Genomic DNA, 15,578 nt, shown 5'->3' on the forward strand with positions numbered 1-15,578 from the left:
CGGGTGAGTGACGATCCCGCCGCCGTGATCCGGGCGACCCTCGCCGACCTGGGCGTCGAGGCCGAGGAGCCGCGCCCCGGCTCGTTCGTGGTGCAGTTGCCCGGCGAACGCAAGCTGCGCACCACGTGTGTGCTGGACGTGGGCGAGCAGGCGGTGACCGTGCACGCGTTCGTCGCCCGCCGCCCGGACGAGAACCACGAGGGCGTCTACCGCTACCTGCTCGAACGCAACCTGCGGTTGTACGGCGTGGCGTTCGCGATCGACCATCTGGGCGACATCCACCTCACCGGCAAGCTGGCGTTGACAGCCGTCACGCCCGAGGAGATCGACCGGATCCTCGGCACGGTGCTGGACGCCGCCGACTCCTCGTTCAACCAGTTGCTCGAACTCGGCTTCGCCGGCGCGATCCGCCGCGAGTGGGAATGGCGTACGTCGCGGGGTGAGTCGACGGCCAACCTGGCGGCGTTCCGCCATCTGCTCCCCGACCGGCTTCCGGACGGGGAGTAGACCCTGGCTTCCGCAGGCCCTCAGGTTCCGGGCCGATCCACCGTGGCAATCGTTCCCTGGGCGACCGCGCACAGGGTCGGCGTACCGGCGTCGTCGCGGGCCGACACGTCGCAGCGCACCACCGCGAGCCGGCGTCCGCCGTTGACCACGGTCGCCACCGCCGCCAGCCGCGCACCCTCCGCGGGCCGGAGGTAGTTGATCGAGAACCCGACGGTGGTCACCGCCGGGCCGAGCACCGAACCACCGGCGAAGGTCATCGCGTTGTCGGCGAGATAGCTGACCACGCCGCCGTGGGCGTGGCCGTACTGCTGCAGCAGGCGGGGGCCGAGCGGGAGGGAGAGCTCGGCCAGACCCGGCCGGAAGGTGTCCAGCCGGGCCTCGAGCAGCAGGCTGAACGACTGGGCGGCGAGCAGTTCGCGGCCGAGCCGGAGGAGCGCCTCGGGGTCTTCGGGGAGGTCGTCGGGGAGTGAGGGAGCGGTCACACCGACCCAGTCAACCGTTCCGGGGTGCGGCCCGCCCAGGAAGCGTCGGTAAAGTCGGGCCCATGAGCGCAGCGCCGTACCGACTTGTCCTCCTCCGCCACGGCGAGAGCGAGTGGAACGCCAAGAACCTCTTCACCGGCTGGGTGGACGTCAACCTGTCCGCGACCGGCGAGGCGGAGGCACGCCGCGGCGGGGAACTGCTGCGCGAGCGTGCCCTGCTGCCCGACGTCGTGCACACCTCGGTGCTGCGCCGGGCGATCCGCACCGCCGAGATCGCGCTGGACACCTGCGACCGGCACTGGCTGCCGGTCCGCCGCAGCTGGCGGCTCAACGAGCGGCACTACGGCGCGCTGCAGGGCAAGGACAAGAAGCAGACGCTGGAGGAGTTCGGCGAGGAGCAGTTCATGATCTGGCGGCGGTCGTACAACACGCCGCCCCCGCCGATCGAGGACGCCTCGGAGTTCTCCCAGGCAGGCGACGCCCGTTACGCCGACCTTCCGCCGGAGATCCTGCCCCGCACCGAATGCCTGGCCGACGTGGTCGAGCGGATGCTGCCGTACTGGTACGACGCGATCATCCCCGACCTGCGGCGCGGGTCGACGGTCCTGGTGGCCGCGCACGGCAACTCCATCCGCGCCCTGGTCAAGCACCTGGACGGGATGAGCGACGAGGCCGTCGTGGGGCTGAACATCCCCACCGGTGTCCCGCTGCTGTACGAGCTCGACGACCGGATGCGGCCGACCAAGGTGGGCGGGGAGTATCTCGACCCGGCCGCGGCGGCCGCCGCGATCGAGGCGGTCAAGAACCAGGGCCGCCGCTGATCGCCCGCCGGCCCTTCACCAGCCTGCAGATCACCAGCCAGATCACCAGCCCGCCGTCGGACCGGCAGCGAGAATCGTCGGACAAAGCTGCCGGTCCGACGTAACCGTGCATGCCACCGGGGAGTTGACAGTTTCGTACGACCCAAGGGGTGGTGAGCTCGCTCACGTCCATGATGTGGAAAGCGGTCGCGAGTTTCGCACGCCCCGGTTAGCCTTTTGTCATTCGCAGACGACGAAGCCTGCTTCCTTCTCTTCCTGGCCAACCCACAGCAGCAGTTGAGGTGCGTGCGCGCCATGTCAGCGTCACATCGGACGCTTCGCAGGACCCTTCCCCACCGACCCACAGTGCGGCGTTATCACCCGCACGTTCCCGCGTACTTCTTCCCGTCCATTCTCTTGTGACAGGGACCCTCGGCACGGGCGCCTGAGAGCATTCGTGTGGAGAGGGAACGCCGGACCCTGTGGCGAGCTGTAGCCACCTGAGTGGGATCGTTTCCACAACCCGGACCCGCGAGACGACCTGACGCCTGCCGCGTCGCGGCTGGTGGCCGATCGTCGCGCCTGGCCCTGCCGTGTGCACCCGGATGGTGTGCCGTGGCGTGTCCGGGATGTGCCCGAAGGATCCTGTGCGGTCTGTTGCCCTGCCATGGAGTCCGCGACTTCCTCTCCCACACCTGCTCGAGATCGCGATCACCTCGCCGTCGGCGGACGAGGTGCCCGACCATGCCGGCCCTGTTGATGATGTGACTTCCGACGTTCCGCCGTCGGCGGGAAAAGACCAATCGTGTTCTCTCTTGGGTCCCGGGCCGGGGCCCGGACCAGACCTGTCCTGCCCACACCGCGTTCGAACAGTTCGACGCCGATGGCCACACCCACCGCCACCTCGTCGGTGTCGGTGGCCCGTCAACCCGTGGCAGTGCCGAAATCCCTTCCTGCCAAGGAGATTCCGGCCCAACCTGCTCCCGTCAAGGGCTGGTTGCGGTGGCTGGCGCCCTACCTCGGCCGTCATCGCCGCGCGCTGGTGATGGCGCTGGCGGCCGCGACCGCGTGGACCGCCGCGCTGGTCAGCGCACCGCTGCTGCAAAGGCTCGTGGTCGACGACGCGATCGTGGCGCGGACCCGGCCGGTGCTTCCCTGGGTGCTCGCCCTGGTGGGCGTCGTCGCGCTCCGGGCCTGCGCCAGCGGCCTGTGGCGCGAGACCGGCGGGCGGCTGAGCATCCACGTACAGAACGACATCCGCGACGACCTCTACGCACACCTGCAGCATCTGGACGCCGCCGCGCACGAGCGGATGCAGAGCGGGCAGCTGGTCGCCCGGGTCAACTCCGACCTGGTGCTGATCCAACAGGCCGTCGGTCTGCTGCCGCCGGTGCTCGGCACCGTCCTGCAGGTGACCTTGGCCCTGTGCATCATGGCCATGTTGTCGCCCCTGCTGGCATTGGTGTTGTGCGGTGTCCTCGTGGTGCTGGTGACGGTCACCCGCCGGCTGCACATGCGGGTGTACGCCGCGTCCTGGGACGCGCAGCAGCGTGAGGCGGACATGACCACGGTCGCCGAGGAGGCGATCACCGGCGTACGAGTGGTGAAGGGGTTCGGCCAGGAGCGGTCAGAGCTCGCCCGGTTCGTGGAGTCGCTGACCGTCCTGTTCCGTTCCCGGGTGCGTGCGGTGCGCGAACGCTCGCCGCTGCTCGCGACTCTGCAGGCCTCGCCGCTGGCCGGCCAGGTGCTGGTGTTGTTGTTCGGTGGCTGGCTCGCCCTGAACGGTCACCTGACCGTCGGCACGTTCTTCGCCTTCCTCGCCTACCTGGCCGACCTGAACGGTTCGGCCCGGCTGCTGGCGATGGTGCTCACGCTGCTCCCGCGGGCGCGGTCGGGCACCGAGCGGATCGCCGAGGTGTTCGCCGTCGAGCCCGAGGTGCGCGACGAGGCGGCCCGGACCACGACGGACGGGGCCACGATGGACGAGGCCACGACGGACGGGGCCACGACGGACCGGTCCGGCGGCAGCGCCGAGCGCGGTGCGTTCGTGACGTTCGACGACGTGTCGTTCTCCTACCCTGACGGGCCGGAGGCGCTGGACGGGTTCAGCCTGGACGTCCTGCCCGGTGAGACCGTGGCGATCGTCGGGCCCACCGGCTCCGGCAAGTCCTCCGCCCTGCAGCTGGTGTCCCGGCTGCGCGACGCGAGCGCGGGCCGGGTGCTGCTGGACGGCGTGGACGTACGGCAGCTGCCACTGCCGGACCTGCGCCGGCGGGTCAGCATGGTCTTCGACGAGGCGATGCTGCTGTCGGGTTCGATCCGGGACAACATCGCCTACGGCCGCGCGGACGCCACCGACGACGAGGTTGTCTCGATGGCGAAGATCGCCGCCATCCACGACTTCGTGACCAACCTGCCCGAGGGGTACGACACCGAGGTCGGGCAGGAGGGCCTCGGCCTGTCCGGCGGGCAGCGGCAGCGGATCGCGCTGGCCCGGGCGCTGGTGGCCGACGCGGACGTACTCGTTCTGGACGACGCGACGTCGGCGGTGGACGTGCACGTCGAGCGGCGCATCCTGGACGCGATGCGTGAGGTGGTCGACGGCCGCACCGTGATCGTGGTCGCCTACCGCGAGTCCACCGTCGCGCTGGCCGACCGGGTAGTGCTCGTGGACGCCGGCCGGGTGGTCGACCAGGGCACCCACGAGGAGCTGCTGGCCCGCTCCGGGCTGTACCAGGCCCTGATGTCGGAGCTGGCCGACACCAACGACGACAACAACGACCCCAAGGGTGGTGAAGGCGACGGCGCACCGGAGTCAGCGCCGGTGACCACCGAGGCGTGGCAGCCCTCGCAGACGGTGGCGAACCCGTTGCGGGCAAGGGTCGGCGACCCGGTGTCGCCGGAGCTCCTGGCCGCGCTGGCCGCACTGCGGCCGGCCGCCGACGAGGCCGGTGTCGACGTCGAGCAGGAGTCCAACCGGCACGAGCGGTTCAAGCTCACCCGGATGCTGCGGCCGCAGCGCTGGGGGATCCTGCTCGGCCTGGCGTTGCTGCTGGTGGACGCGCTGGCCGTGCTGGCCGGTCCGCTGCTGGTGCAGAAGGGCCTGGACCAGGCCCTGGGCAGCAGGTCGCTCGGCATGCTGCTGGTCACCTGCGCGGTGTTCGGACTGGTGGCGCTGATCGACTGGAGTGACGTCTGGGCCACCACGTTCGTCACCGCACGTACCACCGAGCGCATCCTGTACGCCTTGCGGATAAGGCTGTTCGCCCATCTGCAGCGGCTCGGCATGGACTACTACGACCGCACGCACGCGGGCCGGATCATGACCCGGCTCACCTCCGACGTCAACGCGGTGGCCGAGCTGATCCAGGCCGGGCTCACCAACGCCCTGGTCGCGATCGTCACGTTCACCGGCATGACGGCGGTGCTGCTGGTGCTCAACCCGACGCTCGCGCTGGTGGTGCTGGCGGTCGTTCCGCCGGCGACGGTGGCCACGATCTGGTACCGCCGGGTGGTGGGTCCGGCGTATGAGGAGGCACGCGAACTCAACTCCGCACTCAACACCTACCTGCACGAGACCCTCGCGGTGCTGCCGGTCACCCAGGCGTTCCAGCGCGAGTACGCCAACCAGGCGCACTTCCGTGGCCTCGCCGACCGGCAGTTCGCCGCGCGGCGAACGAGCAACCGGGCGACCGCGATGTACGTCGCGTTCATCGAGCTGCTCGCCGGGCTCACCGTGGCGACCACGCTGCTGGTCGGCTGGCACCTGGTCGAGGCCGGTCAGCTGCGGGTGGCCGAACTCGTGCCGTTCCTGCTCTACCTCGCGCTGGCGTTCGCTCCGATTCAGCAGATGGCGACGGTGTTCGACATCTACCAGCGGGCGCGTACGGGTGTCACCCGTATCGCTGCCCTGCTGGCGGAGGAGGTCAGCGTCCCCACGCCGGCCGAACCCGCCGAGATCGGCAAGCTGCGCGGCGACATCGAGTTGCGCGACGTCACGTTGCAGTACAACGGCACCCGCAAGCCCGCCTTGCGCGGCGCCGACCTGCGCATCGACGCAGGCGAACGGGTGGCGTTCGTCGGGCAGACCGGCGCCGGGAAGTCCACGATCGCCAAGGTGATAACGAGGTTCTACGACGCTACCGACGGGCAGGTCGAGATCGACGGTGCTCCGGTGACCGGCTTCGACCCGGAGAAGTTCCGTCAGTCGATCGGTTACGTCCCGCAGGAGCCGTTCCTGTTCTCGCGCACCATCCGGGACAACATCGCGTACGGCATCCCGGACGTCACCGACGAGATGGTGGAGCAGGCCGCCCGCGCGGTGGGCGCGCACGACTTCATCGCCCGGCTGGACGGCGGCTACCTTCACGAGGTGCAGGAACGCGGCCGGTCGCTGTCGGCGGGACAGCGCCAGTTGCTGTGCCTGGCCAGGGCGCTGGTCCTGGACCCGCGGATCCTGGTGCTCGACGAGGCCACCTCACACCTGGACCTGCAGAGTGAGCGCCGCGTCGAGCAGGCGATGGCGAAGGTCGCCGCCGGGCGGACGACCATCGTGATCGCGCACCGGCCGCAGACGCTGCGGTGGGTGGACCGGATCGTCACCGTGCACGACGGGCAGGTGGTCGCCGACCAGACCGCCGAGCAGTTCCAGGCGGCCCGGGTCGCCGCGGCGCAGTAGCCGAAGGCAGGGGCGAAGCAACGAAGAACCGGGGCCGGTGTCGAGAGTTCGACACCGGCCCCGGTCACGTTCGAGCCCGCCCGAAAGGATCGTTCGGGACCAGGCTGAACCGGTCAGGACGAACGAACCGGCACGTCTCCGGTCACGAGGTAGATCACCCGGCGGGCCATCGAGACCGCGTGGTCGGCGATGCGTTCGTAGTAGCGCCCCAGCAGGGCGATGTCGATCGCGGCCTCGACGCCGTGCGACCAGTCCTTGTCCAGCACGATGTGGAACAGCGACCTCCGCAACCGGTCCATCTGGTCGTCCTCGGCCACCAGGTCGACCGCCTGGGTGACGTCGGAGGAACGCACGGTCTCGGCGACCTTGTGCACCATCCGCTCCGCCACCGAACCCATCTCGGCGATCGTGTCGTGCAGCTCGGCCGGGATCGCACACTCGGGGTAGCGCATCCGGGCGATCTTGGCGACGTGCTCGGCGAGGTCGCCCATCCGCTCCAGGTCGGCCACCATCCGCAGCGCGGCCACCAGGGCACGCAGGTCGCTGGCAACCGGCTGTTGCAGGGCAAGCTGCTCGAACGTGCGTTCCTCGACCAGTGACTGCAGGCGGTCGATCTGGGCGTCGGCGGCGATCACCCGTTCCGCCCGCCGGGCATCGGCCTCCAGCAGGGCGCCGGTCCCTTCCCGGACGGCGACCTCCACCAGATTGGCCATTTCGACCATTCGGTCGGTCAGGTGCTGAAGCTGCTCGTGAAACGCGTCTCGCATAGCGAACACCGTAGGTGATTCAGGTGACGAGGCGGAGTACGCGGCCAAACAACGGGTGAACTCTGGCTGTCGGCTGTGCGGATCACCGCCCCCGACGTGGGCTTTTGCTGGGAAGGTCGGCTTACCATCGGGGCGTGGAAGCGACGCTCGCCGCGACCCTCAGCGGCCTGGTCGGCCTCGCCATCGGCGCGGTCGCGGTCCTGGCTTTCCGGTTGAGCGAAGGCGCCCAGACCAGGACGCCGGAGGAGCCGGAGCCGGCCGTACCCCCCGACGTGGCGAAGGTCCTCGCCGTGCTGCGCTCGGCCGGCGTGGTCGTCGGCCCCCACGACGAGGTACGCCAGGCCAGCGCCCCGGCCCGGTCGTTCGGGCTGGTTCGCGGCAGCCGGATAGTGGTCGAGGACCTCCTCGAACTCGTCCGGCAGGTACGCCGGGACGGTGAGATCCGGCAGTGCGACCTCGAGCTGCCCCGCGGCCGTTTCGGTCAGGACGTGCTGTCCGTTTCCGCCCGGGTCGCCCCGCTCGGCAGTGAGCTGATCCTGGTGCTGGTCGAGGACCGCACCAAGGAACGCCGGATCGACACCATTCGGCGCGATTTCGTCGCCAACGTCAGCCACGAGCTGAAGACCCCGATCGGCGCCCTCGTCCTGCTGGCCGAGGCGGTCCAGCACGCCGCCGACGACCCCGAGGCCGTCCAGCGGTTCGCCGGCCGGATGCAGGTCGAGAGCGACCGGCTGACCCGGCTGGTGCAGCAGATCATCGAGCTCTCCCGCGTACAGGCCGACGACCCGGTGGAGGAGGCCGCGTCGATCGAGCTGGACCAGGTGATCGACGGCGCCCTGGACCGGTCCCGGGTGGACGCGCAGACCAAGCAGGTCGCGCTGGTCCGAGCCGGGGACACCGGCCTCACCGTGACCGGAAGCGCCCAGCAGCTGATCATCGCGCTCGGCAACCTGGTCGAGAACGCCGTGACGTACAGCCCCGAACACACCCGCGTGGTGGTCGACGTACGCCGGCGGCCGGCGGCCACCTTCGAGGGATTCGGCCCGATGGCCGAGATCGCGGTGTCCGACCAGGGCGTCGGCATCCCGGAGAAGGAGCTGGAGCGGGTCTTCGAACGCTTCTACCGGGTGGACCGGGCCCGCAGCCGGCAGACCGGCGGCACCGGCCTCGGCCTGTCCATCGTCAAGCACGTGGCGGCCAGCCACGGCGGAGCGGTCGATGTGTGGAGCGTGGAAGGGGAGGGGTCGACGTTCACCCTCCTGCTGCCGCTGCGACCTGACCCCGCGGCCGAGCCGTCCGCGTCCTCCGCGCCCATCCGCGAGATCGGCTCGGTCCGCCTTCCCGGGCCGGCCGACCTCCCGCACCCCGACCAGACCAGATCCACAACCAGACCCGCAACCAGACCCGCAACGCCGGCGGACGCGAGTGCCGTACGCCGTCCGAAGGAGGCAAGCCGGTGACCCGTGTGCTCGTCGTGGAGGACGAGGAGAGCTACAGCGACGCGCTGTCGTACGTGCTCCGCAAGGAGGGGTTCGAGGTCGCGCTGGCGGCCACCGGCACCGTCGCGCTGGAGGAGTTCGAACGCGGCGGCGCCGACATCGTGTTGCTCGACCTGATGCTGCCCGGCCTGTCCGGGACCGAGGTCTGCCGCGAGCTCCGCCGTACTTCCAACGTCCCGGTCATCATGGTGACCGCGAAGGACACCGAGATCGACAAGGTGGTGGGGCTGGAGCTGGGCGCCGACGACTATGTCACCAAGCCCTACAGCCCGCGTGAGCTCGTCGCCCGGATCCGTGCGGTCCTGCGCCGCGGCATCGAGCCGACCGGCGAGGTCGTCCAGGCCACGCTCGAGGGCGGACCGGTCCGGATGGACGTCGAACGCCACGTGGTGTCGGTCGGCGGTGGCGACGTACGCCTGCCGCTGAAGGAGTTCGAGCTGCTGGAGATGTTCCTGCGCAACACCGGCCGGGTGCTGACCCGCGGTCAGCTGATCGACCGGGTGTGGGGAGCGGACTACGTGGGTGACACCAAGACGCTGGACGTGCACGTCAAGCGGCTGCGGGCGAAGATCGAGCCGGACCCGGGCAACCCACGTCACCTGGTGACGGTGCGCGGGCTGGGCTACAAGTTCGAGAGCTGAGAGCTCAGCCGGGGATCGGCTTCGGCGTGCGCTTCGGCGTGGGGCCACCGGGCGGGGGCACGGTGGCCCAGATGCCCTTGCGGGGGACGACGAGTACGTCGAGGCGCACCGTGCCGGCCCGCTGGAACTTGAACGTCACCGGGATCACCAGCCCGGGCTTGACGCCCGCGCCGGTCAGTGTCGTGGGCACCGCCGCGCCCTGGCTGGTGGTGTCGCCGAGCACCGCCGCGCCACCGGCCGGCAGCGGCACGGTGCCCGAGCCCACTTTGGCCTGGCCGCCGGACACACGTACGCCGGTCAGGACGTCCGCACCGGAGCCGGTGTTGAAGATCGTGCCGACCAGCGTGGCCGCGCCCTCGCGCGGTGCGACCGCGACGACGTTGCGAAGCTGCAGGTTGTCGTGGTTGGTCCACACGCCGTCGCTCGGGGTGTAGGGCGTCTGCGTAGCAGTGGAGCCACAGCCCGCGAGAACGGGCAGAGCGATCGCGACCAGGCCTGCGGCCAGGCCACGGCCGAACCTCGATGACAGCACGGCGTTCCTTCCTCGGTGTCACATCCGGCGCGTGGCACAGCGTATCGGGCCTGCCTGAACACATTGACGCCAAGGGCGAGGGCGCGCCCTACGGAACGAACGCGCGCCGGGCACGCCGCCGGTACGCACGCGGAGAGAGTTCGTGCGCCCGGTGGAAGCACCGAGTGAAGTACGACTGGCTGGCGAAACCGGTGCGGTGGGCGATCGCGGTGACGGTGAGGTCGGTCGTGGCCAGCAGGACCCGGGCGCGTTCGAGCCGCAACTCGGTGACGAAACGCGTCGGCGAGGTGGCGTAGTGCGTGCGCATGGACCGGGCCAGGTGCGCCCCGCTCACGGTCGCCAGCTCGCGCAGCCGGGGTACGCCGGCCCGCAGGTTGTCCTCGGTGCGCATCTCGGCACAGGCGCGGACCAGCCACGCCGGGCGGGGCTCCCCGGCGAGCGCACCGGCGCCGCCGCGTTCGGCCTCGAGGTGCCCGTCGAAGCCGCCGAGGGCGAGGATCTCCGACCAGAACCTGATCAGGTCGAGCATCGTCGGCGTGCGGTGGAACGCCGCCAGGGCGCGGTCGAACGCCGCCCGGCCGGCCTCGCCCCGCTCGCCGCGCAGCGCCAGCAGCGGGGGTTCCGGGCGCTGCTCCCAGGTCCCGTCCGGGTCGGCGCCGGCGAGGTCGACGAACGACCGCCAGGCCGGCGCCGGAAAGGCGACGTTGACGAACGTCACCCCGGCCGGTGACCGCCCCGCGATCGCGTGCTGGTCGCGAGGCCGGACGAGGACCACGTCGCCCGGCTCCAGTGCCTGTACGCCGGAGCCGACGTGATGGTCGGCGTACCCGGCGACCACGGTCATCAGCTCGTAGAAGTCCGCGTGGCCGTGCCGGTCGGACCCGCCCGAGCGGGGGCCGAGCCGGACCAGGGCGGCGTGGTAGGCCCGCCCCACGGCGTGGGACTCGAACCTCAGTGACTGCCGGGACGGCATGTCAGAAAAGTACACATTCCCGCATCGGCAGTGCTATCCCGCGACCGGGACCGGCTCCGACGATGGGTGCAGTGCACGAGCCGGACCATCACCACCATCAGGATCCTCGGGATCCCGCCGACGAAAGGGACGAGTTCGATGAGCGCAGAGGTACTGGACGAACGCGACGCACTCGAACGCTACGACGCCGACGGCTACGTGATCTTCCGCGACGTCATCGACGCCGACCTGATCAAGGAAGTGAACGCCCACGTCGACTGGCTGCAGGCGAAGCACCCCGACCTGCGGCCCGAGAACCTCGGGCACGTTCTGATGCGGGACGACCCGTTCTGGGTCCGCCTGATCAGTGACGACCGGTTGGTGGACATCGCGCAGACGTTCGTCGGGCCGGACGTCGCGTTGTTCGCCTCCCACTACATCTGCAAGCCGCCGTACTCGGGCCAGGCGGTGCTGTGGCACCAGGACGGCGCATTCTGGCCGCTGGAGCCGATGAAGGTGGTCACGCTGTGGCTGGCGGTCGACCCGTCGACTCCGGAGAACGGATGCGTACGCCTGGTGCCGGGATCGCACAAGTGGGACGTCGCGGGGATGCGGGACAACACCGACGTGGACAACGTTCTGGGCAAGGAGATCGCGGTCGACGTGGACGAGGACCAGGCCGTCGACATGGTGCTGCGGCCCGGCGACGTCGAGGTCCACCACCCGCACATCGTGCACGGGAGCAACGCGAACACCTCACCACAACGTCGATGTGGGCTCACGATCCGCTACATTCCGACCACGACCCGTATCGTCACCGACGAGTTGCCGTGGTCGAGCGCGTTCCACCTGCGCGGTGCTCCGGGCGTCAATCCGTACCAGCCGAAGCCCGTGTACGTCGAGGGAGAACACCTGCCGTTCCGGGGTTGTGAGGCCTGGTCGTAGCCGCTCCTTGCAGGCCCTTTCACCTGCCCGAGCATGCCGCGACGTCGCTTGTCAACCCCCCATCCCCGCGCTGACCTGCGGAAACGTCGAGGGTGTCAGGATCGCCCCGTGTTACCCTTGTCACCGAGGAAGGGGTACCTGACATATGACTTTCAAGGTCGGCGAGACAGTGGTGTACCCCCATCATGGGGCTGCCGTCATCGATGACATCGAGACACGCAAGATCAAGGGCGTGGACAAGATCTACCTCGTCCTGCGGATCGTGGCACAAAGCGATCTCGTTGTCCGGGTCCCGGCGGACAACGTCGACCTGGTCGGCGTCCGCGACGTAGTGGGTCAGGAAGGTCTGGAGAAGGTCTTCGAGGTTCTCCGTGCACCACACACGGAGGAGCCGACCAACTGGTCGCGGCGCTACAAGGCCAACCTCGAGAAGCTTGCCTCCGGTGACGTGATCAAGGTGGCGGAGGTCGTCCGCGACCTGTGGCGCCGGGAGCGGGACCGCGGGCTTTCCGCGGGCGAGAAGCGGATGCTGGCGAAGGCCCGGCAGATACTCGTCTCGGAGTTGGCACTGGCGGAGAACACCAACGAGGACAAGGCGGAAGCTCTCCTCGACGAGGTACTCGCTTCCTGACGACGTGCGTGAGCCTCGACCCCGGTTGACGCCGGGGTCGAGGCTTCTCCTGCGCCCGGACTCCTTCCGTACGACCCACACCCCTTCCGTACGACCTCACAGAGCTGATGAGAACCGCAGCGATCATTCCGGCCGCCGGCCGCGGCGAACGTCTGGGCCCGGGCCTGCCGAAGGCGCTCCGTGAGCTGGGCGGCGCACCGCTGCTCGTGCACGCGGTCAGGGCGGTGGACCGCGCCCGTTCGGTCGACCTCGTGGTGGTGGCCGCACCACCCGAGGACCCCGCTGCCGTCGAACGCCTGCTGAACGACTACGAGTGGGTCGGTGAGGTGCTCGTCGTCGCCGGTGGCCTGGACCGGCAACAGTCCGTGGCCCGCGCACTGGCCAGCCTGCCCGAGGACGTGGACGTCGTCCTGGTCCACGACGCGGCCCGGCCCCTGGCGCCGCCGGAGCTGGTCGACGCGGTGGCCGCGACGATCCGCCGCGGAGCCGCCGCCTGCGTCCCCGTCGTCCCACTCGCCGACACCGTGAAGGTGGTCGCCGACGACCAGGTGGTCCGCACCCTGGACCGGTCCTCGCTGCGTGCCGTGCAGACTCCGCAGGGGTTCCGGCGGGCCGTGCTGGCGGCGGCGCACGCCGCGGTCGAGCAGGCTCTGGCCGACGGCGGACTTCCGGAGGGCCCAGCTGCCACCGACGACGCCGGCATGGTCGAACGCCAGGGCGTGCCGGTGGTGGCCGTTCCCGGCTCGGAGGAGGCGTTCAAGGTGACCAGGCCGCTGGACCTGCTGACCGCGGAGGCGCTGCTGACCCGGCGGAGGGCAGCCGGTGCCCGCTGACTCGCCGGTCGATCTGACCGCACTTCCCCGGGTGGGCGTCGGGGTCGACGTGCATCCGTTCGCGCCCGGCCGGCCGATGTGGGTCGCCGGCCTGCACTGGCCGCAGGAGACCGTCGGGCTGTCCGGGCACTCCGACGGAGACGTGGCCGCACACGCCTGCTGTGACGCGATCCTTACCGCCGCGGGGCTGGGCGACCTCGGTGCGCAGATCGGTACGTCGGACCCGGTGTGGGCCGGCGCCTCCGGTGTCGCGTTGCTGACCGAGATGGCCGGACGGGTCCGGGCGGCCGGGTGGCGGATCGGGAACGTCTCGGTGCAGGTGGTCGGAGTCCGGCCCCGGATGGCCGCCCGCCGCGTGGAGGCCGAGGGCGTGCTGAGCGAGGCGTGTGGCGCGCCGGTGGGCGTGGCCGCGAAGACGACCGACGGGCTCGGATTCACCGGGCGCGGCGAGGGGCTGGCGGCGTTCGCCACCGCCCTGGTCGTACCCGCCTGAGTCGTACCCGCCTGAGTCGTACCCACCTGACCGACAACATGTCGTATCCACCTGGCCGACGGACAGATCCACTGATCGGTGGATGTGGGGATCGCCGGTGCGTCGTTACGTTCGTGGGGCCGGTGGCACGAACAGCGTGACCGCCTTGCCAGGAACGGATCTCGCGATGACGAACGTGACCAGACGGGGCTTCCTCGGGACCGCCGCACTCGCCGGGGTGGCGGGCGCCGGGGTGGTGGGAACACAGGCGGCCGGCGCCGGTGTGGCACTGGCGGACACCGGGACCTCGGCTGCGGGCCGCGGCGGTGGGCCCGGCGCCGGCGGTGTCGGTCCGGACGACCCGCGCTACGCCGACCTGATGCTGCGCGGCCAGAACCGCCGGTTCGCCGGGCAGCCCGAACGCATCGAGGTGGTGCGTTCCACCGAGGACGTCGCACGTGCGGTCGAGAAGGCGGCCCGGTCCGGCCGGCGGGTCGCGGTGCGCGGCGGCGGGCACTGCTTCGAGAACTTCGTCGACAACTCCGACGTGCAGGTCGTCGTGGACATGTCGGCGCTGTCGGAGGTGACCTGGGACCACCGCCGCGGAGCGTTCACCGTCGGGGCGGGCGCGACGTTGGAGCAGGTCTACAAGGCGCTGCTGTTCGGCTGGGGTGTCACCGTGCCGGGCGGCGGCTGCCTGTCGGTCGGTGTCGGCGGTCACTTCAGCGGCGGCGGGTACGGCCCGCTGTCCCGGCTGCACGGCTCGGTGGTCGACCACCTGTACGGCGTCGAGGTGGTGGTCGTGGACAGGTCCGGGCACGCCCGGCCGGTGGTGGCGACCCGGGAGCCGGGCGACCCGCACCGTGACCTGTGGTGGGCGCACACCGGCGGAGGTGGCGGGAACTTCGGCGTCGTCACCCGCTACTTCCTGCGCAGTCACGGAGCTGCTGGCAACGATCCCACCCGGGCCCTGCCCAGGCCACCGGCCACGCTGCTGAGCGCGTTCGTCGCCTGGGACTGGAAGGCCGTCACCGCGGAGTCGTTCGCGCACACGATGGCGAACTACTTCTCGTGGTACGAGAAGCACGCCGGTGCGGACTCGCCGTACGCCAGTCTCTACGCCCCGTTCCTCATTCCGACCAGCGCTGCCGACGGGTTCCTGCTGTCCACGCAGTTCGACGGGACGCTGCCCGATGCCAAGGCGAGGTTGACAGCGTTCCACGAGGCGATCGTGGACGGTGTTTCGCCACGGCCCTACGTGGGTGAGCCGACGGAGGGCCCGTTCCTGAACATGACCCTCACCCGGTCCATCGCGGAGACCCCGCAGCCGGGCCGGGGGAAGTACAAGGCGGCCTACCTGCGCAGGGGCTACACGCCTGCGCAGGTGGCCACGATCCACCGGCACCTCACCGACCCGGGCTACCGCAACCCCGAGTCGCTGGCGTTGTTCGTTCCGTACGGCGGCAAGGTCAACACCGTCGACCCGGCGGCCACCGCCACCGCGCAGCGGAGCTCGATCATGAAGGTGGTCTACGCGTCGTCGTGGACCGACCCGGCGCGCGACGAGCAGGAGGTCGACTGGGCCCGGCGCATCTACCGGGACGTGTACGCGGAGACCGGCGGCGTTCCGGCGCCGAACGCCGCCAACGACGGGTCGTACATCAACTATCCCGACCGCGATCTCGCCGACCCGGGGTGGAACACCTCCGGCGTGCCCTGGCACACGCTGTACTACAAGGGGAACTACCCGCGGCTGCAGCGGATCAAGGCCCACTACGACCCGCGCGGCGTGTTCGGGCACGAGCTCGGCATCCAGCCGGCCCGCTGAGCCGGCGGAAC

General features: G+C 70.5%; 15 protein-coding genes. 10 read left to right on the plus strand and 5 right to left on the minus strand.

The window, feature by feature from the left end:
- Positions 1-3: 3 nt before the first annotated feature.
- On the plus strand, positions 4-507 hold the full coding sequence (locus FHR37_RS30460) for a type III secretion system chaperone family protein (protein ID WP_092886236.1): 504 nt from the start codon (positions 4-6) through the stop codon (positions 505-507).
- 20 nt (positions 508-527) lie between these two features.
- Here FHR37_RS30460 and FHR37_RS30465 read toward each other — a convergent pair whose 3' ends face one another.
- Complete coding sequence (locus FHR37_RS30465) at positions 528-989, minus strand: PaaI family thioesterase (protein ID WP_092886238.1); 462 nt, start codon at positions 987-989, stop codon at positions 528-530.
- A 62-nt stretch (positions 990-1,051) separates the two neighbouring features.
- Here FHR37_RS30465 and FHR37_RS30470 point away from each other — a divergent pair, with 62 nt between their 5' ends.
- Positions 1,052-1,810 carry a phosphoglyceromutase gene (locus FHR37_RS30470; RefSeq protein WP_092886240.1) on the plus strand — a complete coding sequence of 253 codons (759 nt, stop codon included), beginning with the start codon at positions 1,052-1,054 and terminating at the stop codon, positions 1,808-1,810.
- Here FHR37_RS30470 and FHR37_RS30475 read toward each other — a convergent pair.
- Positions 1,788-1,976: a hypothetical protein gene (locus tag FHR37_RS30475; protein ID WP_139239092.1), complete on the minus strand. Its 189-nt coding sequence runs from the start codon at positions 1,974-1,976 to the stop codon at positions 1,788-1,790. The two genes, FHR37_RS30470 and FHR37_RS30475, sit on opposite strands and share 23 nt — an antisense overlap.
- Positions 1,977-2,672: 696 nt before the next feature.
- Here FHR37_RS30475 and FHR37_RS30480 point away from each other — a divergent pair.
- Entirely contained in the window at positions 2,673-6,467 is a 3,795-nt protein-coding gene (locus FHR37_RS30480) for an ABC transporter ATP-binding protein (RefSeq protein ID WP_092886242.1), read from the plus strand.
- Between the two features lie 113 nt (positions 6,468-6,580).
- Here FHR37_RS30480 and phoU read toward each other — a convergent pair whose 3' ends face one another.
- Positions 6,581-7,234 (minus strand): phosphate signaling complex protein PhoU, encoded by a 654-nt coding sequence (phoU, locus tag FHR37_RS30485; RefSeq protein ID WP_092886244.1) that lies wholly within the window; start codon positions 7,232-7,234, stop codon positions 6,581-6,583.
- 134 nt (positions 7,235-7,368) lie between these two features.
- Between phoU and FHR37_RS30490 the strand changes: the two genes are divergently transcribed.
- Entirely contained in the window at positions 7,369-8,694 is a 1,326-nt protein-coding gene (locus FHR37_RS30490; RefSeq protein ID WP_092886246.1) for a sensor histidine kinase, read from the plus strand.
- Positions 8,691-9,374, plus strand: a complete 684-nt coding sequence (locus FHR37_RS30495; RefSeq protein WP_092886248.1) for a response regulator transcription factor — start codon at positions 8,691-8,693, stop codon at positions 9,372-9,374. The genes FHR37_RS30490 and FHR37_RS30495 overlap by 4 nt, the downstream gene beginning before the upstream one ends.
- 4 nt (positions 9,375-9,378) lie before the next feature.
- Here the strand turns inward: FHR37_RS30495 and FHR37_RS30500 are convergent, their stop codons facing one another.
- Both FHR37_RS30500 and FHR37_RS30505 read right to left on the minus strand, forming a co-directional pair.
- Complete coding sequence (locus tag FHR37_RS30500) at positions 9,379-9,906, minus strand: hypothetical protein (RefSeq protein ID WP_092886250.1); 528 nt, start codon at positions 9,904-9,906, stop codon at positions 9,379-9,381.
- An 88-nt stretch (positions 9,907-9,994) separates the two neighbouring features.
- Positions 9,995-10,879 (minus strand): helix-turn-helix transcriptional regulator, encoded by an 885-nt coding sequence (locus tag FHR37_RS30505; protein ID WP_092886252.1) that lies wholly within the window; start codon positions 10,877-10,879, stop codon positions 9,995-9,997.
- Positions 10,880-11,017: 138 nt separating this feature from the next.
- Between FHR37_RS30505 and FHR37_RS30510 the strand changes: the two genes are divergently transcribed.
- From FHR37_RS30510 to FHR37_RS30530, 5 genes are all read left to right on the plus strand, one after another.
- A complete protein-coding gene (locus FHR37_RS30510) occupies positions 11,018-11,803 on the plus strand; it encodes a phytanoyl-CoA dioxygenase family protein (RefSeq protein ID WP_092886336.1) in 786 nt (261 codons plus the stop codon).
- A 145-nt stretch (positions 11,804-11,948) separates the two neighbouring features.
- Complete coding sequence (locus FHR37_RS30515; RefSeq protein WP_092886254.1) at positions 11,949-12,434, plus strand: CarD family transcriptional regulator; 486 nt, start codon at positions 11,949-11,951, stop codon at positions 12,432-12,434.
- Positions 12,435-12,541: 107 nt separating this feature from the next.
- Positions 12,542-13,267 (plus strand): 2-C-methyl-D-erythritol 4-phosphate cytidylyltransferase, encoded by a 726-nt coding sequence (gene ispD, locus FHR37_RS30520; protein ID WP_092886256.1) that lies wholly within the window; start codon positions 12,542-12,544, stop codon positions 13,265-13,267.
- The gene (ispF, locus tag FHR37_RS30525; protein WP_269086096.1) at positions 13,257-13,760 is read left to right on the plus strand and encodes a 2-C-methyl-D-erythritol 2,4-cyclodiphosphate synthase; all 504 of its coding nucleotides are present in this window, start codon (positions 13,257-13,259) and stop codon (positions 13,758-13,760) included. The genes ispD and ispF overlap by 11 nt, the downstream gene beginning before the upstream one ends.
- A gap of 166 nt (positions 13,761-13,926) precedes the next feature.
- Positions 13,927-15,567: an FAD-binding oxidoreductase gene (locus FHR37_RS30530; RefSeq protein WP_092886258.1), complete on the plus strand. Its 1,641-nt coding sequence runs from the start codon at positions 13,927-13,929 to the stop codon at positions 15,565-15,567.
- Positions 15,568-15,578 lie beyond the last annotated feature (11 nt).

Origin of the sequence: Actinopolymorpha cephalotaxi (assembly GCF_013408535.1) — a bacterium.
Lineage (GTDB): Bacteria > Actinomycetota > Actinomycetes > Propionibacteriales > Actinopolymorphaceae > Actinopolymorpha > Actinopolymorpha cephalotaxi.